Origin of the sequence: Actinoplanes sp. NPDC020271, from assembly GCF_044388125.1 — a bacterium.
Taxonomy (GTDB): domain Bacteria; phylum Actinomycetota; class Actinomycetes; order Mycobacteriales; family Micromonosporaceae; genus Actinoplanes.
This window is the reverse complement of sequence record NZ_JBIRWQ010000054.1, coordinates 1-20,126: the sequence shown is the minus strand read 5'-3', so window position 1 is coordinate 20,126 and position 20,126 is coordinate 1. Positions and strand designations below refer to the sequence as shown.

14 protein-coding genes and 1 pseudogene are annotated in these 20,126 nt (G+C 64.2%); 13 read left to right on the top strand and 2 right to left on the bottom strand.

Annotated features, from left to right (window positions below; genetic code table 11):
- Positions 1–112 precede the first annotated feature (112 nt).
- Positions 113–1,678, top strand: coding sequence for a tetratricopeptide repeat protein (locus tag ACH442_RS46990; RefSeq protein WP_396344727.1), 1,566 nt, complete (start codon positions 113–115; stop codon positions 1,676–1,678).
- 189 nt (positions 1,679–1,867) lie between these two features.
- Here the strand turns inward: ACH442_RS46990 and ACH442_RS46985 are convergent.
- Positions 1,868–3,012: pseudogene (locus tag ACH442_RS46985) on the bottom strand (IS3 family transposase).
- Positions 3,013–3,134: 122 nt separating this feature from the next.
- Positions 3,135–3,503 carry a hypothetical protein gene (locus ACH442_RS46980; protein ID WP_396344726.1) on the bottom strand — a complete coding sequence of 123 codons (369 nt, stop codon included), beginning with the start codon at positions 3,501–3,503 and terminating at the stop codon, positions 3,135–3,137.
- 358 nt (positions 3,504–3,861) lie between these two features.
- On the opposite strand from ACH442_RS46980, the gene ACH442_RS46975 reads away from it, so the two are divergent.
- From ACH442_RS46975 to ACH442_RS46920, 12 genes are all read left to right on the top strand, one after another.
- Positions 3,862–4,797, top strand: a complete 936-nt coding sequence (locus ACH442_RS46975; RefSeq protein ID WP_396344725.1) for a homocysteine S-methyltransferase family protein — start codon at positions 3,862–3,864, stop codon at positions 4,795–4,797.
- 23 nt (positions 4,798–4,820) lie between these two features.
- The gene (gene ahcY, locus ACH442_RS46970; RefSeq protein ID WP_396344724.1) at positions 4,821–6,089 is read left to right on the top strand and encodes an adenosylhomocysteinase; all 1,269 of its coding nucleotides are present in this window, start codon (positions 4,821–4,823) and stop codon (positions 6,087–6,089) included.
- Positions 6,089–7,663, top strand: a complete 1,575-nt coding sequence (locus tag ACH442_RS46965) for an AAA family ATPase (protein WP_396344723.1) — start codon at positions 6,089–6,091, stop codon at positions 7,661–7,663. The genes ahcY and ACH442_RS46965 overlap by 1 nt, the downstream gene beginning before the upstream one ends.
- Positions 7,664–7,677: 14 nt before the next feature.
- On the top strand, positions 7,678–8,967 hold the full coding sequence (locus ACH442_RS46960) for a DegT/DnrJ/EryC1/StrS family aminotransferase (protein WP_396344722.1): 1,290 nt from the start codon (positions 7,678–7,680) through the stop codon (positions 8,965–8,967).
- A gap of 325 nt (positions 8,968–9,292) precedes the next feature.
- The gene (locus ACH442_RS46955) at positions 9,293–10,495 is read left to right on the top strand and encodes a hypothetical protein (protein ID WP_396344721.1); all 1,203 of its coding nucleotides are present in this window, start codon (positions 9,293–9,295) and stop codon (positions 10,493–10,495) included.
- A gap of 25 nt (positions 10,496–10,520) precedes the next feature.
- Positions 10,521–11,852 (top strand): hypothetical protein, encoded by a 1,332-nt coding sequence (locus tag ACH442_RS46950; RefSeq protein ID WP_396344720.1) that lies wholly within the window; start codon positions 10,521–10,523, stop codon positions 11,850–11,852.
- Positions 11,853–11,864: 12 nt separating this feature from the next.
- Complete coding sequence (locus ACH442_RS46945; protein ID WP_396344719.1) at positions 11,865–12,401, top strand: GNAT family N-acetyltransferase; 537 nt, start codon at positions 11,865–11,867, stop codon at positions 12,399–12,401.
- A 475-nt stretch (positions 12,402–12,876) separates the two neighbouring features.
- Complete coding sequence (locus tag ACH442_RS46940) at positions 12,877–14,688, top strand: amino acid adenylation domain-containing protein (RefSeq protein ID WP_396344718.1); 1,812 nt, start codon at positions 12,877–12,879, stop codon at positions 14,686–14,688.
- Positions 14,685–16,646, top strand: coding sequence for a B12-binding domain-containing radical SAM protein (locus tag ACH442_RS46935; RefSeq protein WP_396344717.1), 1,962 nt, complete (start codon positions 14,685–14,687; stop codon positions 16,644–16,646). The genes ACH442_RS46940 and ACH442_RS46935 overlap by 4 nt, the downstream gene beginning before the upstream one ends.
- A complete protein-coding gene (locus ACH442_RS46930) occupies positions 16,646–17,797 on the top strand; it encodes an acyl-CoA dehydrogenase family protein (RefSeq protein WP_396344716.1) in 1,152 nt (383 codons plus the stop codon). The genes ACH442_RS46935 and ACH442_RS46930 overlap by 1 nt, the downstream gene beginning before the upstream one ends.
- A 10-nt stretch (positions 17,798–17,807) precedes the next feature.
- Positions 17,808–18,797 (top strand): ornithine cyclodeaminase family protein, encoded by a 990-nt coding sequence (locus ACH442_RS46925; RefSeq protein WP_396344715.1) that lies wholly within the window; start codon positions 17,808–17,810, stop codon positions 18,795–18,797.
- Positions 18,794–19,579, top strand: a complete 786-nt coding sequence (locus tag ACH442_RS46920; protein WP_396344714.1) for a thioesterase II family protein — start codon at positions 18,794–18,796, stop codon at positions 19,577–19,579. The genes ACH442_RS46925 and ACH442_RS46920 overlap by 4 nt, the downstream gene beginning before the upstream one ends.
- Positions 19,580–20,126: the final 547 nt, after the last annotated feature.

Below are 20,126 nucleotides of genomic sequence, written 5' to 3'. Positions count from 1 at the left end.
CGCAGCTATCTGGCACAACCGGGCAACCGGACAGCCTCTGACCAGGTCACTAATCGCGTATGACCACTGACCTCAGTTAGGACTTACTCATCTAGCTGCCGGCCCAGCTCTCATGAACCGCTGGGCTGTGGGCGACGGGCCCGAATTCCATGTCGGCCAGGCAATCATCTGCGCTGCGGTCGACTGCCGCCGTGCAGGCTTCTCCCGGTCGCTTCCCGGCGATGCACTCGCCACGCTGCACTCGGTCTATCTCCCGGCGGGCTGGCGCCACCGCGGTGATCTACCCCCGGTAGAGGCCGGGCTTCGGTGGGCCTGCACGCCTTTACTCGGGGCCAGTTCCTGTATCTGGCCGACCAAGAACGACACCTTCCTTGCTGCCGACTACCTCGTCGACCGGACGGAGGCCGACGAAGGCCCGCTGGCCGGCCGAGCTGTCCCCGACCACGTGTGGCAGTACGTCCTCGCCGCGGCTACCGAACAGGAAGCCGAGGAAGTCGGACTCCGCGCCCACGCAGCGAACGTGCCTGAGATCGCCCGACAAGCGTTCGAGATCGGTGCCCAAGCCGGCATCCCGGAGGCGATGTTCAACCTGGCCGCCCTGCACCATGAGCACAGTCGCAACGCCGAAGCGGAACAATGGTATCGCCGCGCCGCTGACCTTGGCGAACTAGACGCCATGGTGAACCTTGGAGTGCTGCTGGAGGACCTGGACCAAGAGCAGGAAGCGCAATCGTGGTACCGCCGTGCAGCCGAAGCTGGCGAACCAGAGGCGATGGCCAATCTCGGCTTCATGTTCCACCGGCACGGTGCTCTCGCCGAGGCGGAACGCTGGTACCGACGTGCACTCGAGGCCAATCCGGCGCTGGGCCTGGTAGCCGCAGACCTGGCCGCGCTGCTGGAATCCCAGGAACGCTTCGAGGAAGCGGAGAAGTTGTGGCGGCAGGCCGCCGACAGGGGAGAGGTCGACGCCATGACTTACGTCGGCCGGCTGCTGCAACAACGAGGACAGAAAGACGAAGCCCGGCAATGGTGGCTCCGGGCCGCCGACAGCGGAGACGCCGGGGCGATGTTTGGACTCGGCGCGCTGGCAGCCGAGACTGAGTGGGGCCAGGAGACGGCGTCATGGTGGCTCCGGGCAGCCAATAAGGGGCACGTCAATGCGATGACCGGACTCGGGATTCTGTATGCGGAACGCAACGAGTTCGACAACGCCGAGCACTGGTGGCGCCAGGCCGCCGACACCGGGGATTCATCGGCGATAGACCGGCTTGCCCGGCGCATGGCGTCTCGCGGCGACAACGAGCAAGCCGAACGCTGGTGGATTCGTGGGGCCGAACTTGGTGACCCGAATGCGTTGTTCGAGCTAGGTCTAATCCAGGCCGAACGCGGACAGGCGACCGAAGCCGAACGGACATGGCGGCAGGCGGTCGAAGCAGGGCAACCTGACGCGGTCTACCAGCTAGGGCTGCTGTTGTTCCAACAGCACCGGGTCGACGAGGCTGAACGGCTGTGGCGTGTCGCCGCCGAAGAGGGAGACGGTTCCGCGATGACCTGTCTGGGCATCGTCCTGGAGGATCGTGGGTTAACCGCGGAGGCGGTGACCTGGTGGCGGCGGGCCGTTGCCACTGGACATCCAGGCGCTAGCGAGTTGCTCGCCGGCGTCACAGATAACCAGTAAGCACCCGGCCGGAGGGTCCGCTTTCGAGCGCGCCTCTCTCCTGCCCGATTGCTGTCCGGGTCTTCGGGTGCCGGCGTACGGCTTCTTGAATTGCAGAGTGCGTACGCCAGAAAGTGGCCGTATGTTCCGCCCCGGGTTTGATGGAGACATTGATCTTCCCCGGGTTTGGCGGAGCCGTGACAGCTGGTTCTATGCGACTGACAGGTTGGTATGGAGCCTTTCATATTCGTTGGGTGTGAGCATGCCCAGGGAGCTGTGGCGGCGTTGCCGGTTGTGGAATATTTCGAGATAGTCGAAGATCGCGTTGGCGAGTTCGATGCGGGTCTTCCACTTCTTGCGGTTCAGCAGCTCGGTCTGCATGCGGCCCCAGAACGACTCCATCATGCCGTTGTCGTAGCAGTCACCGATCGTACCCATCGAGGGCACCAGTCCGGACGCCCGGGCGCGCTCGGTGAAGGCCCAAGAGGTGAATTGCACGCCGTGGTCGGAGTGGATCACGGTGGCCTCGGGCTGACGGTTGCTGATGGCCATGCTGAGAGCGTTCGTGACCAGCGCCGAGGTTTGTGACGCGTCGATGGACCAGCCGACGACACGGCGGGAGAACGAGTCGAGCACCACCGCGCAGTAGACCTTGCCCTCCCGGGTCGGGTGCTCGGTGATGTCGGTGACCCACAACAGATCCCGAGCTTCGCGGGTGAACTGACGGTTGACCAGGTCACTGGCGGTGGGGGTCTCGCGCAGCGGCCGGCGGTACCGGTGCGTTGGCAGGCCCTTAATCCCGGCGCGGCGCATCAGCATCTCGACCGCGTTGTGCCCGACGATGATGCTGTGGCCGAGCCGGAGTTCGGCGTGGACCCTGCCTGCGCCGTAGGTACCGCGTGAAGCCGCATGGACTGCGCGGATCTGCTCGGTGAGCCAGGCATGGCGCAGCGAGCGGGCTGATAGTGGACGGCTGCGCCAGGCGTAGTAGCCGGACACCGACACGTCCAGCACGCGACAGCACAGATCAACGGAGAACCCTTCAGCGGCCAGGGTCTTGATGCCGCGTACCGGGCTTTTGGGGGCACCGCCTCCTTCAACAGTTCGGCGGCACGACGATGGATCGCCAGTTCGGCCTCGAGCTCAGCGATACGCCGGCGGGCCCTGCTCAGCTCGGCCAGATCGGTGGAGCTCACGCCAGGTAGCTCGCCGTTGTCGATCGCCTGCTGTCGCCGCCAGACATAGATCGTCTGACCGCTGATCTGCAGGTCGTTGGCGAGCTGGGTGACAGTCCTGCCGGCTTTCAGCAAGTCCAGGACCTTACGGCGGAACTCGGGTGGATAGCTTCTCGGCACGGATCTCCTCAAGGAGCGACCGAGCATAGAAGATCACGCATGCCGACTCCGCGGAACCCGGGGAAGATCACGTCGTCGCGGCGACGCCGCGACGACCTTAGCCATGGCTTGCGCTAGCGCGTTCATGCCCGCCGCTCCGTACGTGCGGCGCTGATATGCACCACCTCCCGGCGAACCTGCGGCACCGCGGCCGTCGATGCGCCCGGAGCGGCGACCACATAGGCGACTCCGGGCCGCCCGGCGGCCGGTTTCTTGCGCATCGCGGTGATACGCGGAAACGCCCCGACCGCGACCAGGTCGCCGATCCCGGTCAGGAACAGCAACTGCACGCCGTTGGCGGCGGCAAGCTTACGCTGCAACTCCACAAACGGCAGGTAGCTAGCCTTCGCCAGTGGGTTGTCCAGGGTTACGACACCAGCAGCGGCACGGTGGTCAGCACCACGTCGGACTTCCTCCGAGGCCTTGCCAGCGGCGATCGGGCCGGTCTTCATGCCCTCGCGGTCCGGCGGCAACGCGCCTACCGGATCCCGTTCTTCGCTACGTCCAGCACCAGATGAGCGGGCCCAGATACGGAGAGAACTGCTGTTATTTCGCGCCATGTAACACTGCGTTTAACTGGCACAACCACTGCGCGTCACCAGCCTTGCCACTCCTGCTCGCCACTCGCGATACAATCTCGGCTGCGAACTGCAGCTATCGGCAGGCAGAAAGGTCCCCGCGTGCGGGGTCGCCGCGCGTGCACATGACGGCTCTGCCGATTCGCCGCACCCCTGTCACTGACAGTAACAGAAGTGCGCGAGATCCTAGTTGGACGGGCGACCTTGACATCCGCGTGCCGTTGATCGAAGAATGTATCTACTTGATCGTCTTCGTGAAGACGCCAATCAGGCAGGGAGTGAGAGGTTGATCCTCGACGGGGGGCTTTCGACCGAGCTGCAACGGGCTGGTAGAAGCGTATCGCCACCACTGTGGACGAGCGAAATTCTACTCAGTGAACAAGGGCGGAAGGCGGTAAGGGGAATTCACGCCGCGTATTTGCGGGCAGGTGCCGAAGCAATTACAGCAAATACGTTCAGGACGGGTCGAGCAACGCTTGCGGCAGCCGGTCTCAGCGAGTCTGAAGCGCGCACCGTCGTTTCGTCAGCCTTGTCGGAGGCTGACGCGGCGAGGATCGAGAGCGGTCGACTGGACGCAATAATCATGGCTTCGATCGCACCTGTGGCCGATTGTTACCAGCCTCGTCTGGTGCCCAACGATGATGTCCTACAGGCTGAGCACACCTGGCACGCTGAAGTCTTGGCCGACGCCGGTGCGGAGTTTGCACTGGTGGAGACCATGAATACGGGGCGAGAGGCTGTCATTGCCGCGACCTGTGCACGCATGGCAGGGCTTCGGGTATTCGTGAGCTTCGTCTGCCGCGCCGGAGGAAGGCTTCTTTCCGGAGAGAGCGTCGCGGACGCCGCAACGGCTGCAACGCAGGCAGGAGCCGAGGCGGTTCTTGTCAACTGCACGAACGTTACTGATACCGCGGACGCGCTTGCTGTCCTAAGCCAGCACGCGACGGTACCTATCGGGGCCTATCCAAATATCGAGCACCGTGCGGCCGCCGACGACGGAATCCACAATGACAGGTACTTCCCGCCGATGGTTGACCACGACGGATTCGCCGAAATTCTTGCGTCGTGGCAGACCGAATTTGGAGCGAGCATCCTCGGTGGATGCTGCGGAGTGTCGCCTGAGCATATTACTTCTTTGCGCCGTCGGCTCAGTCGTGTGACTGGGTAAGAGCTACCACTGGGAGAATTGTAGTGGGTTCCCAACCGACGCATGACGTCCGAGACCTATCGCTCTCAACGGCTGGGCGGGCAGCGATCGAATGGGCGGACAGTGAAATGCCCGTCCTTAGGCAGATTCGTGCACGCTTCGAGGCTGAGCAGCCGTTGGCGGGTCATCGAGTCGCAGCCGGACTGCATATCACGACGTCCACCGCGAATCTGATTCGCACTATCAAGGCCGGCGGTGCGGAAGTCATGCTGGCAGCGTCCAACATCCTGACCACTCAGGATGAGGTAGCAGCGGCACTTGTAGCGGAATACGGCATCGCGACGTACGGCCAGCGTGGTGAGAGCCGCGATTTGTATGTAAAGCACTTGAACGCGATTCTCGATTTCGGTCCCACGCTGATCATGGATGACGCAGCCGAGGTGTCCCACCGTCTGCTCACCGAGCACCCAGACCGGGTGGCATCGGTCATCGGCGGAACAGAACAGACTACCACCGGTGTCAAACGGTTCAAGGCGATGGACGATGCAGGAGTCCTGCCCTATCCAGTGGTCGCTATCAACGACACTCCGACCAAGCGGCTGTTCGATAACCGGTTCGGGACTGGCCAGTCCGTCCTCGACGGCATCATCCGGGCAACGAACATCTTGCTGGCGGGCAAAACTGTAGTCGTCGTGGGGTACGGCCACTGTGGTAAGGGGATCGCCTCTCGCGCACGTGGACTCGGCGCCGAGGTGATCGTCACGGAGGTGGATCCCATCAATGCTCTTGAGGCGACGATGGAGGGGTACTCCGTCACCTCTATGGGCAAGGCCGCCCCGCTCGGCGACATCTTCGTCTGTGCCACTGGAAACGTCAGCGCCATTGATGCCGAGCACATCGCCGTCATGCGTGACAACGCGCTCTTGTCAAACGCCGGTCACTTTGACGTAGAGGTAAACATCGCTGCTCTTGTCGAGGCCAGCGTCTCGTGGCGCCGAATCAGGCCGCACGTCGAGGAATTCACCCTTACCGACGGCCGAAAACTTCACCTTCTGGCCGAAGGGCGTGTGGTGAACCTGGTTGCCGCAGAAGGTCACCCCTCTGGCGTCATGGACCTGAGCTTTTCCGGCATGGCGTTAGCTGTGGAGTGGCTGGCAACGCAAGGCGAGAGCCTGGCAAGGGGTGTCCATGAACTGCCGACCGCGCTGGACCGTCAGGTAGCCAGCCTCAAGCTCGCTTACATGGGGTGCGACATCGACCAGTTGACCAGACGGCAGACCTCATACCTGAACTCATACGAGGAAGGTGCCTGATGCAGCTGACCGAGCTTGAGGTTCTGCGGCGCGGCGATGAGGTGCGTTCGCCGGCCGATCGACGGCACCCGTCGACGGATACAGAACTTTTAGACCGCAACCGCGCGCTCGTCGCGAAGCTGCGGGAGGCGAAGGAAGCCCTTACCCGCCTCCAGCGCCGCGTCCAGCAAACTGGCTCACCGACTCATGCCGGAGCCTCGCTGCTCACGGTAGGGGTCCTGCTCGACGTGCAGGGCGACTGGGCTGACGTCTACGTCCATGGGCGCCAGGTCCGCATCCTCGGAGCCGAGAACATTCTGAGCGACCTCAGGCCGGGTGCGATGATCCTTCTCGAGGATGGCTATCGCATCGTTGGTTCCACGGGCAGCGCGCCGGGGACAGTCATGGCACTGCAGGAATGGCTCGACGACCGGCGTGTGATGGTGGAGGACAGCTCCGGCCAAAAGCTCGTGATGATCTTGCCTGAGCGCTTGCGGAAGACGGATCTGAAAGCCGGCCAGCTGCTTCTCGTCGACCGGCGCGCACAGTACGTTTTCGATACCGTCGCGACGCCCGAGAACGCGCACTTGCTCGTGGAGGACCTGCCGACAAGTGGATATGCCGATGTCGGCGGACTCGACGAGGAATTGCGCGCCATCCGGGACGCGATGGAGCTTCCGTTCGTTCACCCCGAACTATTCGCACGCTACGGTGTCGAGACTCCCAAGGGCTTGCTGCTCTACGGACCGCCCGGCTGCGGCAAGACCATGATCGCCAAAGCCCTCGCCTCCGGCCTGGCCAGCCCGGCGGAGGGGCAGAGGGTGCCGGTCCGCTTTCTCAGCGTCAAAGGCCCCGAGCTGCTGAACATGTATGTGGGTGAGACCGAGCGACTCATCCGGGAACTGTTCATGCGCGCGCGTGAACTCGCGGCTGACGGCCGGACACTGGTGGTCATTTTCTTCGATGAGATGGATGCGATGTTCCGGGTTCGAGGTTCGGGCAAGTCGTCCGACGTCGAGTCAACTATCGTCCCACAGTTGCTGAGTGAGATCGATGGCATGGGAGGCTTGTCAAACGTCGTCGTGGTAGGCGCCACCAACCGCGAAGACATGATCGATCCCGCCGTGCTCCGCCCTGGCCGACTCGACCTGCGTATCCACATTAGAAGGCCAGATGAGGTGTCCGCGCGCGACATCTTCGCCAAGCAGTTGTCGAACCTGTCGGATCCGACCGTCTTCGACACTGCTTCGAGCATCACCGAGATGATCGAAGCCACCTGCGCGGCTCTCTACGACCGGAGCGACGGTGCCGAGGTCCTGGAATTGAGGTACGAATCTAAGCGAGTTGATCTCCTGTACGGCGCCGACCTGATGTCGGGAGCCATCATCCAGGGCATCGTTGCGCGCGCGAAGAAGCAAGCCATCCTGCGCCAGATCTCCGGCTCGCCCGGAGGTCTGCGTACCTCGGACTTTTTGGAAGCCGGCCGCGCCGAAGTCGTCGCCGCCGCGCGATTGGCCACCGCCGCCTCGGTGAGCGACTGGGTGAAGGCGAATGGAGTGCTCGAACCCGTAGTCGGCCTGCGGCCTCTGGTATGAACCTAAAGGAGAGCATGTTGCTTGCTGAACAGCGAGATGGAGCTCTGGCGCTCCATGGTGGGTCCCCTGCTATCACGCATTCACATCCCCACAACGACCTCTGCGCCTTCACATCAGAGGACAAAGAAGCGGTCACGAACTACATCAATCACCCTGACGCAACGCTCTCGTACTACGGCTGTGAAGGCGAACTGGCTGTCCTAGAGAAGGAGCTGGCCGACTTCTTCGATCAGCAGTATTGCGTCTGCACCAATTCGGGCACGAATGCCCTTCACTCAGCTTATTTCGGCCTGGGCCTGGAACCCGGTGACGAAGTCATTGCGTCGGTCAACACCTTCCTCGCGACGGTCACACCGCTGATCGGGCTAGGCGTGGTACCGGTCCTGGCTGACATCGAAGAGGACACCGGGAACATCGATCCCGCCGCCGCCGAGCAGCTCATCACCGGCAAGACGCGGGCGATCGCCATCACGCATCACGCGGGCCATCCTGCGGAGATGGATGCGTTTCTCGACATCGCCAAGAGACATGACCTGCGTATCGTCGAAGACGTGTCGCTCGCAGTGGGCGCTACTTACAAGGGCCGGCGAGCCGGATCTTTCGGCGACGCGGTGGCCGTCAGCCTCGGCGCCACGAAGCTTCTCAGCGGTGGCCAGGGCGGCGCTATGTTGACGAACAGCGAGGAGGTGAAGGACCGAGCCAACCTCCTTGGGCACTTCGCCCGCCGTTCCGCGATGGAGATCACGGACGAGCAGCGGCTGAAATTCGCATCGACCGGGTACGGGCACAACTATCGTATGCACTCCATCGCCGTAGCAATCGCTCGAGCGAAGCTGGGGCGTGTCGATGAGCTGATAGCCAAGCGCCGGGAACGGTATCAGCGTTTCATCGACGGCCTCGCCGGTATCTCTTGGCTGATCACACCGGTAACTCGCCCCTACGTCGATCGTGGACAGTGGCAGTACCTGAATTTGGATTATCGGGCCGAGTTGACCGGGGTTCCGTTGGAGCGGCTCGCCGAGGCGCTGACGGCCGAAGGTGCGGAACTCGAAGTGCGCGGCCATCACGGACTGCTGCACGAGACCGCCATGTTCCAGACCGCCGACGACGGCTACTACTCGGGACGTCCGTTCTCGCCGGGCAAGCGCGTCTATCGGCATGGCGACTTCCCCGTGGCCGAACGCTACATAGCACGACAACTCGGTCTGCCCATGTTCCTGCACGAGCCGATGGAGCTAGTCGATCAGTACGTCGACGCTTTCCAGAAGGTCGCTTCAAACATCCACCTGCTCCGGGCCGACTGACGTCTTGCAGTAGCCACGCTTCGCCCCATTGTCGGCGACCGTCTCGGCCCGCCCTGCGGGCCGGCGGTCAAAGGCGCAACCTTCAGTTCCTGATCGAGGAGCATCACCACGGCGTGTAACTCCCGGCCTCGACAGACCCGGTAAGTGCAGCTCAATCCAAGATGCCGATGACAAGGTGGGCCGGCCGCGAGAGCGGCAGGTGGCCTCTCATCGGTGTCCTCGGCGTGCCCCGGGCTGCTGCGCCGTGGGTATGTGGGCGCGCGCGCACCGATCTCGAGACTGAAGTACAGCCTTGTGTGTGCATGAAGAATGGGCTACAGAACTGATGACACACCTAATCCCCCCGGGCTCCGTTCGTCCATCCTTTGACATCTTCCAGGCGGCAGCCGACCTCCGGCATGAGCTGTCCTGCGAAATCGATGGCGTTACCTACCCGATATCACCCGTAGCTGAGGGCTATCTCGCGATATCTCGGCATCGAACCGAACACCTGTCCGCCACCGCCCATGCTTTACGCGCCGGGCGTACGGTGGTGGTGGTCCACGGTGATCGTGCAGACGTCCTCCCCTTCTCTGAAACCGTCGAAGCTCACTATTCGATGACGGCGAGTCCGGCCATCGGTCGGCACCTCGAGTTTCTTGTCCCGAAGTCCTTCGAGAAGCACAGAGCCGACCTGCTTCAGCGTCGACTGGAAACCGGTGTCGAACTGGGGAACTGTCGGCGGCAGGTCATCCACGCGGTGGGAATCCGAGCGGATCGACCTGATGTCCTGCTGAGAGATCTTTGGGAGATGGAGAATTCCCTCGGCCGTCCTGAGTGCCTCGTCATGTCCGAGTGGGCCCGTGATGTGATCTGGCGTGAGGCGGACTGCGCCGAGACGTCGGGCTTCAAGGTCGAGGCGGTGCAGTACGACTATACCGACTTCAATCAGAACATCCGTCGCGTCGATCAAGTACTCCGCGATCTCCAAAGAAGTGGCATCGAGCGTGTCGGACTCCTGGTCGAGGGAAATCCAGACACGCTGGACGTGTTGGACGGTCTTTCACTGGCTCACCGGCAGATAAGCGTTCGTCCCAACCTCCCCATCGGTCTCGGGGTGGCCCTCGAGTTGAGTCCGTTATTCCTCGATGATCCCTTCGGCGACGGACATGCGTTCTTCTCCGGCCTGCCTCTGCGGCATGGGCGCTCTCACGACGAGTTCTTCAGCGAAGTACTGCGGTACCTCGAGGCTGGTATCACGTGTGTCGTGGTGGAGATGGTCGTCGGCGAACTGAGCCTGTTGATATCAGCTATGCACGCCTCAGGCCGCGACCAAGAGATGATCATGCTGAGTGACATGTACTCGCCGTCGGCCGCGGTGCGCATTCTGCCGATTGGAAATCCTGGCTTCGCCGTGAGCGGGGTCGACCGCGGGACATTGGCCACGGTCCTCATCACAAACAAGGAGTTGTTACCGGACGGAGTGCGTCCCACGAGTCTGCCCGACGGGACGAGAGTCATCCGAATCAGCGCTGGCGTGCATTCCTGATGTTCGTGTGGAACCGAGAGAAGGCTTGATCAAGATGCAGGAGCATTCACATTCCGCGGGTGCCGGCCTGTCCGAAGTCTCGTTGCCGAAGTCCGGGCGGGAGGTGTTCGACGAACTTCGCCGAGGCATGGGATCGTTGCCGTTCTATTGGACGGGTCAAGTCCCGCTCGCTCCGGTCGTCATGGAAAAGTCCGCGTATGCGGAGGTCCATGAGGCGACGGTTGCTCTGCTGGAAATCCTAAAGAGCGCCACATGGGAACTCGGTCGCACCGCGATCGATCGCAATGAACGCCTCGGCGAGAACTCCGAGTTCCGGCAGCTCTTCACCGATGAGGCCACCGAATGGGAATATGCTACCTGGGAGGCGCGACCGGACGTAGTCTTGAGCGAGCATGGTCCGAAGTTCATCGAGTTCAACGTGAGTGTGAACGTCGGCGGCATCACTCACACGGAGACGATGAGTAGTATCTGGGCCGGCATCTACGGAGATGCAATCGGCTCCGCCAGTTCGTTCGCAGTCCGTGCCGATGCGCTTGAGCGGCTGTGCGACGCAAAGGGGCTGGACCGCAGCATCGTCCTGATCGTCGAAGAACCGCGTTTGCCAGTGGGAGATCGTGCCGTCTCCGACGCGCAGATCGCCTATCTGCGCCGACGTGGATTCCGCGCCGAGCACATGACCGTAGAAGCCCTCGCAGATCATGCGTCACGGAAGGCCGCTCGATTCGGTGTGGCCATTCGCGAGTACACGCCGCAGGATCGGCTCGACGACGGAGTGGGGCTGGAGGCCGCGATTCGCGCTCATACAGCCTGTGAATTCACCCTGATGCCGTTTTCTTCCTATCACTTGTCTAACAATCAGGTGCTTGCCTTGATCTCCGAAGGAATGCCCTGGATGGATGCGGCAAAACGAGCGCTTGTGAACCGCTTCGTCCCGTGGAGCCGAGTGGTGCGCGATGGCGCAGTCGAACGCGCGGGAGCGGAACGCGACCTCCGGAGCCTGCTCGTGGCCGAGCAGAATTCGATGGTCCTGAAGCGGGGAGTCGGTGGTTCCGGGCGCTACGTCGTGCTCGGCCGGTCTGTTGATGCCTCTGCATGGAGTGCCGCCGTCGATCGCGCAATGGAAGAGGGGCGTTGGATCGTTCAGGAGTTCGTCGAGCCCGTCACCATGAAGATGCCGTTCTGGGAAGTCGAGTCGAGCTCGGTCGTCGACCGGGGGGTGCCCGGTGTCATCAGTCCGTTCGTGATCGATGGGCGAGACGCCGGATGCCTGCTGCGCTACACCCTCGACCCCTCCGGGCGTCTCGTGTCCTTCGGGCAGCCGGGCGTGCGGTTGAACAATGTCATGACGCTGAGTTGAGGTGAAGTGTCGATGCCCCAGACCGGGCAAGCGATAACCCTGTGGCATCTGGTGCAGGAGCACGAGCACGAGCTGCGCATGCCACGCGACGGTGCGGATCTCGCTATCACCCTCCTCGACCCCAGTGATGTCGGCTCGGCGCAGGATCTCTACCGATCGGTAGGTGGTCGGTGGGGATGGACCGGGCGGCTGGTTTGGACGAATGAGCAGTGGTCCGACTGGATGAACCGTCCGGGCCTGGAGATCTGGGTGGCCAAAGACGCGGCTGGCGTCGATCTCGGATACGCCGAACTGGTCGCTCGCGACGATGCCGCGGTCGAGATCTTGTGCTTCGGCCTGCTGCCCGGCCACTGCGGGTCAGGGCTGGGTGGCCGGCTCCTGTCGGCCGTGACCCGACGTTCCTGGGACATGGCGACGAGATGGCTGCACCTCCCGCCGACCGCCACCGTGACGGTCACCACCTGTTCGACGGACCACGAGGCCGCCCTGCCGAACTATCTGGCCCGGGGGTTCCGCATTAGGAGTACGGAGGAGGTGTCTGCCGAATAGATGTGTACATCCGTTCAGTGTCCGCGGCAACGAACTCGGCCGCGACCTTAGCCCTATTGAGGCAGCTGTCTCGTGTTCTGTGGGGAGGAAGCGTGCCACAACCTGAAACCTGCCGGCGGGCCACTCCCGACTGGGCACCCGCGCCGATGCGGGCATCCGTTGGGCAGTGTGCCGGCCAGGATCAGGGGCTGCTATTTCAGAGGCGCTCAAATATGGCCGTAGAAATTGACCGACGCCGATAAATTTCGGTTCTGTGTCGTATCCTCTTACAGTGGATATAGAATTCGAACCCATAAATTTCACGACTTGTCACCGGTGACTGGTCGTCCACCGGCCCGCCCGCAGGGAATCACAGCATCAGCCGCCGCAGCCATCTTTTGCATCCCCGCGCGCCCATCGTCGGCTCCCACCGCGTCTCCCCAGAGCCGTCGGTGTCGCCGGACCGGTCGATCTGCGGGCTAACCAGGGAGATCTCATGACAGCAACTGCCGGAGCGTCACCACCCGCGCGGTGGTCCGAAGAGGCCGGTCCAATGCCGACGCCCCTCGGGGATGCGGTCCGAGAGCACGCCCGAGTGCGGCCGGGCAGCCCGGCCGTCCGCGACGACATCGGCAGCTTCACCTACGCCGAGCTGGTCAGCCGCGCGCTGGCGATCGCATCCGCCCTCGATGCGGCCGGCACCCCGGCCGACGTCCCGGTCGCCGTCTGCGGCATCCGGGATCGACACATGGTCCTCGGCGTGCTCGCCGTCCGGCTGTCCGGCCGACCCTATTTCCTCATGGACATCGGGCAGCCCACGGAGCGCGGACGAATCATGCTCAAGGCCTCCGGCGCGCAGCTTGCGATTGCCACGTCGCCCGAGGGACGCAAGCGGTTCGCGGACTTCGGCAGCCCGGCGACGGTGCTCGACATCACCAGCGTCGCAGGATCGGCCGCCGACCTTCCGGCACGTCGTGAGGACATCGCTTACCTCTGCTTCACCTCGGGGTCGACCGGTCGCCCCAAAGGGGTGCGCGTCCCTGCCTGGGGCATCGATGCGTTCGCCGAGTGGTACGTGGCGACCCATGAGGTCACGTCGCAAGACTGCCTTAGCCAGGTCGCGTCCGCGTCGTTCGACGCCTGGGGTCTCGAGGTCTGGCCGGCGCTGCGCGGCGGCGCCGAACTGGTTGTAGCGTCCGCCGAGACGGTGCGTTCCCCTTCCGGGCTGGCAGCTTGGCTAATTCGAACCGGCGTGAGCGTCTGTTTTCTTCCCACCCCACTAGCGGTCGAGGTGCTGCAGGAGCTGCCTGGCAACGCCAGCGACTCGCGGTTGCGGGCGATGCTGATCGGCGGTGATCGTCTCGTCTCGCCGCCTGCGGAGCAACCCCCGTTCCGGCTCTTCAATAACTACGGGCCCACCGAGTGCGCGATCGTCGCGACGGCCACCGAGATCATGAACTTCGGTTCGTCCGAGGCACCCCCGATCGGTGTGCCGCTGCCCTACATTGAGGCGGAGGTGCGCCGGCCTGACGGCTCTCGGTGCGACGTCGATGAACCTGGTGAACTGTTGCTTGCCGGCCCCGCACTCAGCCCGGGGTATCTCGACGATGCCGATACGGAGGCGTCGTTCATCGACGAGCCCGCGCCAAACGGCGCGGTGCGGCGTCTGTACCGCACCGGCGATATGGTGCGCGCTGATGGTGACGGCGTCCTGCACTTCGTCGGCCGTGTCGACAACCAGGTCAAGGTCAACGGCGTGCGGATCGAGCTGGGCGAGGTCGAGGCAGCTCTGACGTCACACCCGGCGGTCGTGGACGCCGCGGTCGTAGTCCAGACGACTCCGGCGGGGGAGAGCCGCCTGGTCGGATTCGTTGTCGGTGACGTCGAGCCGGCCGCGGTCCGGGAAAGCGCGGCGCAGCGGTTGCCGCAGGTGATGCGGCCCGCTGCCGTCGTGGTTCTCGATCGGCTGCCCGTGACACTCAACGGGAAGATCGATCGGGAGGTGCTCCAAGCTCTTGACTCAGGGCACGCCCCCGGCGCCGATGGCCCCGGCGCCACGGGTTCGGCCTCGGATGACGAGCTGGTCGCGGTTGTCCGAAGCGCCTGGGTGCAACTCCTCGGCGTCGAGGCGATCGAGCCCGACGACGACTTCTTCGACCTCGGCGGAGACTCGCTGCGTTCCATGCGCTTGGTCCGCCGGCTCGGCAAGGAGGGAATCCGCATGGTTCCCGAAGACCTCTATCGATCGTCGACCTTCAAAGGTCTCTTGGAGACTCTGTCGGACCGCAGGAAGGAAAGTGCTCGATGACACGTCAGCATGAGGTTACGATCATCGAGCTGTCGGTGTACGACAACACCGTGCCGCTCGTGGCGGGATACCTCCAGGCCTATGCTCAGCATGACCCGGAAGTGGCGGATGCCTTCGGGTTCGGCATCCTGTCGACGAGTCTGTCGATCGAGCCCGACGTGCTGCTCGAAGACTTGGTCGCTCGCGAAAGCTCGATCTACGCCTTCAGCTGTTACATCTGGAACATGGGCGTCGTCAAGCAGGTCCTCGGACCGCTCATGGCGGCCCGACCCGACGCGCTCATCGTCCTCGGCGGCCCGCAGGTGATGAATCACTACAGCGAGTACGTTCCCGAGGGCGAAAGCCGAGTGATCGTGTGCAACGGTGAGGGCGAACGGACCTTCACCGAGATTCTCCGAGAGTTCCTCGCCGACGAACCCGCCTGGTCGCGGGTACCCGGCATCAGCTTCTGGTCAGAGGCCAGTGGGGTGGTCGACACCGAGAACCCGCCTCGGATCGTCGATCTCGACGAGATACCCTCGCCGTTCGAAGCCGGGCTGTTCGACGAAGGGGAATACACCTTCACCGTCTTGGAGACCAACCGCGGATGCCCCTTCAGCTGTGGGTTCTGCTTCTGGGGTGCGGCGACCCAGTCCAAGGTCCACAAGTTCGAGGGTGACCGCGTCATGCGCGACATCGAGTGGATCGCGAAGAACGGCATCGCGAGTGTCTTCATCGCCGACGCCAACTGGGGTCTGTCACCACGTGACGTCGACTTGAGCAGGCACCTCATCGATATGAAGAAAGAGTACGGCTTCCCCACCTCGCTCGTGCTCGCCGCCGCGAAGAACCGGCCCGAGCGCGTCGCGGAGATCACCGACATTCTCGTGCGGGGTGGCCTAGTCACGAGCCAGCCCATTTCCATGCAGTCGGTCAACGGCTCGACCCTTGAGCTCATCAACCGCTCGAACATTCGCGAGGAAACGTACGTAAAACTTCAGAAGGATCTGCGGGAGAAGAACATCAGCTCGTTCATCGAGCTGATCTGGCCGCTGCCCGGTGAAACCCTGCAATCATTCACCGAGGGCATCGCGCGGCTCTGCCAGATGGGCGCCGACACCTTGACGGTCTATCCGCAGCTGCTTCTGCACAACACCTCGCTCTATCGCCAGCGGGAGCTCATGGGCATCGAGGTCGAGCGTGTCGAAACCCCGGCCGCCGAGGCCGACGTCGTGGTGGCGACGAACTGGGTGACCCGCGAGGAGTGCAACGAGGGGACGTGGTTCTACTACGCCCTCCACAGCCTCCACAACGCCCGCGGGCTTTACCATGTCGCGACATACCTCGACCGCAAGCAGATCGTCTCGTACGACCAGTTGTTCTCCGACGCTGCTCGGTATATGCGCGACGCAAACAACCCTATCTCGGATTTCTTCGCTCGGTCGGTCGACACCTCCGACAACTACAGCCTGCTCAATGTCGGCAAGGTCGCGCACATGGTCCTGATGGACAACCGCGCCGAATTCGACCAGCTCGTCGCCGCCTTCTGCCGCAGCCAGCCGTGGTGGTCCGATCGGGCCGTGCCGGCTCTTCTCGACCTCGACCTGCTCTGCAGGCCGTACATCTACCGGATGGATGTCGTCGAGCCTGGCCTCGAACTCTCCCGGGGCACCGTTCACGGAATGTCCGGCACGACGATCGACGTCGAGTTCGCCCGGGAGGATGTCGCCGGCTTCGTCGACGTCGACTTCCTCACCGAGGCTGATCTCGCGGCGGCGGGCGATTACGTGCGTTTGAGGATCGAGCATCCCGTCGAGGGGAAGATGCCGCACCCGAAGAAGCAGAGTATCGAACACAATGCCGCGTACTGCCACGTGATGATCCAGCGGCTGCGCACGCTGCTTCCGCAGGTGCACGTCATTGACGATGTCCCGATAGCGAGTGCGGCAGGCACCACCCGTCTGGAGCCGGCATCCTGATGCGCCGACGTATCTTCGATGCCGATCACGAGGCTTTCCGGGACAGCGTCCGAGCGTTCCTGCGCGCCGAGCTCGTGCCGCATTTGCCCAAATGGGAGGCGGACGGGCAGGTCGGCCGGGACGTCTGGCGCCGGGCCGGCGAGGCCGGTTTGCTGGGCATCTGCGTCCCCGAGGAGTTCGGTGGGGGCGGCAGTTCCGACGTGCGCTACGTCTTCGTCCGTGACGAGGAACTGGCCCGGGTCGGGACGCTTAGCCCGGCCTTCAACCTGCACAGCGAGGTGGTCGGCGGGTCGATCAATCGGCTGGGTACCCCCGAGCAGAGGAAGCGGTGGCTGCCCGGAATTTGCCAGGGCACGGTCATCGGCGCGATGGCCGTCAGCGAGCCGGGAGCCGGGAGCGATGTCGCCGCCATCGCCACCGTGGCCCGCCGGGACGGCGCCGGCTACGTGCTCAGCGGGCAGAAGTCGTATGTGACGCATGCTCTGCTGGCCGACATCGTCGTCGTGCTCGCCCGGCTCGAGGACACCCCTGGAAGAAAGCGCACGGGACCGCCGCGTGGAGTGCTGCTGGTCGTCGATCTCGACGCGCCGGGCGTCCACCGTGGCCGTGCCGAGCGGACGATCGGGGTGCATGCGCTCGACACTGTCGAGGTGACCTTCGACGATGTCGTCGTTCCCGCGGACCGGTTACTCGGCGAGGAAGGACTCGGCTTCGTTCATCTCAGCGAGACGATGCTCCACGAACGGTTCTCCATCGCCGTGACGTCTCTGGCGCTCGCCGAGCGGGTGTTCGCGGACACTGTCGAGCACTGCCATACACGGCACGCGTTCGGTGGTCCACTGAGCGCGCTGCAGCATGTGCGCTTCACGCTTGCCGAGATGGCCACCGAGCTGCGAGTGGCGCGTGCTTTCACGGACACGTGCATCGAGCAGTTCGTCAACGGTGAGATCGCCCCAGAGGAGGTAGCGATGGCCAAGCTGTGGAACACCGAGCTGTGCGGCCGCATTACCGACCGCTGTCTTCAGCTGCACGGCGGTGTCGGTTACTCCGCAGACGGGATCGTCGGGCGGGCTTTCGTCGACTGCCGTGTCGAGCGCATCTATGGCGGCAGCAGCGAAGTGATGAAGGAAATCATCGGACAGTCTGTCTGAGACAGGAAGAATGACGATGCTGGTAATAGACGCTGCCGCGGTGGCAGAACTGTTGACACCCCGTCGGGCCCTCGGCGCCGTGGAGGAGGCGTTCCGCGCGCTGGAGCGCGACGCGGTGGTACAGCCGCAGCGCATCGTGATGGGTCACGGGCGTGGACGTGCGCTCGCTGCGATGCCCGCCATGGTCGAGACCCACGGGCTCGGCGCGAAACTTGTGACGATCACTCCGGAGAACATCGAGGCTGGTCGACCCGCCCATACGATCCTCATCCTCCTCTTCAACGAGGCCGACGGCACGCCCTTGGCGCTGCTCGACGGCTCCCGGATCACCGCCCTGCGCACCGCGGCCGCCTCGGCGCTGGCCACCGCCGCGCTGGCCCGGCCGGAGGCCGAGACACTGGCCATCCTCGGCGCGGGCGTCCAGGCTCGTGCGCACGTCGAGTGTCTGCGGGAGGTCCGGCCGATCCGGCGGGTCCGGGTGTGGAGCCGCCGTCGCGCTTCCGCGGAGGCGCTCGCGGCGGACGTCCGTGCCGGCACCACGCTGGACGTCGTCGTTGTGGACAATCCCGACAAGGCCGCTGCGGAGGCGGACATCGTCTGCACGACGACGGCTTCGACGACGCCGGTGCTCAGCCTGGACGGGGTGCGACCAGGGGTTCACGTCAACGCGATCGGCGCATCGTTCGCGAGCCTCTGCGAACTCACGCCGGAGGCTGTCGCCGCTGCTGCTGTCTACGTTGACTCCCTGGCCGCGGCAAGGCGGGAGGCCGGCGACCTGCTCAACGCCACGGAGCACGGCGTGTTCGGGTTCGACGCCGTGCGAGGTGAGCTCGGCGGGCTCCTCACTGGTCGCTGTCCCGGACGGGCGAGCGAGGATGAGATCACTCTCTTCAAGTCCGTCGGGCTGGCTGCGCAGGACATCACGGTCGGCGCCTTCGTCGCCGCTGCCGCCCGTGAGGCGGGGCATGGCACAGACGTCGCGCTGGGGCGGCATCCGTGAGACGGCTCTCCTCCTCGCTTTTCTCCCTCGGCAGTGATCCCGACCCGGCGGTCCCCACCGTCGTGCAGTTCGGGTTCGCGGGCGCGGGCGTACACAGCCTCCGGGAGTTCCAGCGGCTGCTGCCTGGACGCCAGCACCTCGCCGTGAACTACCCGGGCCGTGGTATCCGGAGCGCCGAGCCCCCGGCGCCGGACGTCCGTGCGATCGCGACCGCGGTCGCAGAGGAGTTCGCCGGGCTGCTCGCTGCCGGTGTCGTCGCTCCAGGTCCGCTGCTCATCGGCCACAGCATGGGCGCCTACGTCGCTCTCGAGACGACCGCGCTTCTTGAATCGCGGGGGGTCCCGTGCACGGCGCTCGTCGTCTCCTCGTCGCTGCCTCCTGGCGACGGCGCCCGGCGCCAGACTCTCGCCGGCCACGTTGTCGCAGATCTCGACGACGAGGAACTGACCGGAGTCCTGCTCGCTGAGGGCGGTCTGCCTGAGGAGATTCTCAGCGAGCCGGAGCTTCTCGGCCTAATTCTGCCCGTTCTTCGTCACGATTTCGGTCTCGGCGCCGCATACTCGTCTGCCGGTGATGCGGCGGCCGTCGTAGCGTGCCCACTCGTGGCATTCGCGGGAGAACAAGACCGGAGTGTCACTCCTGAGGACATGCACGATTGGCGGCACAGCACTCGCGGGCTGTCCGTCGCGCGGACTTTCCCGGGCGACCACTTCTGGTTTCGTTCTTGTCCGCCGGGGGTCGGAGAAGCCGTCGAGCAAGCCGTGTCGCGGGTCACTGGCTGATTCCGCCGTTCCCATCGGTGCGTCATAGCCAGCAAACGGTACGCCCAGCTATGACGCGCTTCCCGATCGGACCACCGCGGGCCCACCCGAGCCGGCCCGCGAGGGCGAACGCTTCAGCGCCGCCCGCAGCCCGGCCCCGCCACCTCGACGCGACGGCTTAGACCGCATCTCGTTTGGGGTTGTTGTAGCGCAAGGTCATTCGTTGTACAGGTGTTGGCTACGGTCGCGGGCAGGAGCACCAGTTGGTCGCCGGCTTGAGCACCGTGATCGGGCTTTCGGACCGTCTGATGGTCGCGGTACCCAGCACCATCCCTGGGGCGATCCGCCCTCGACCCGCAGGTCAGACTCCTGCTCCGCGGTGGTGTCGGTTCTGACGACCACGGACACTGGTGCTGGCTGGGGTGCGTTCCAAGATCACGACCAAGTGGTGCCGTTGGTGGCGACCACAGCCAGGGTGTGGGTGATGTAGAGAAGTTCTGCCCGGAAGCGTTGTGGCACCTCGCGCAGCCGCTGCTGCCCGAGCACCCGAAAAGGCATCAAGGCGGTG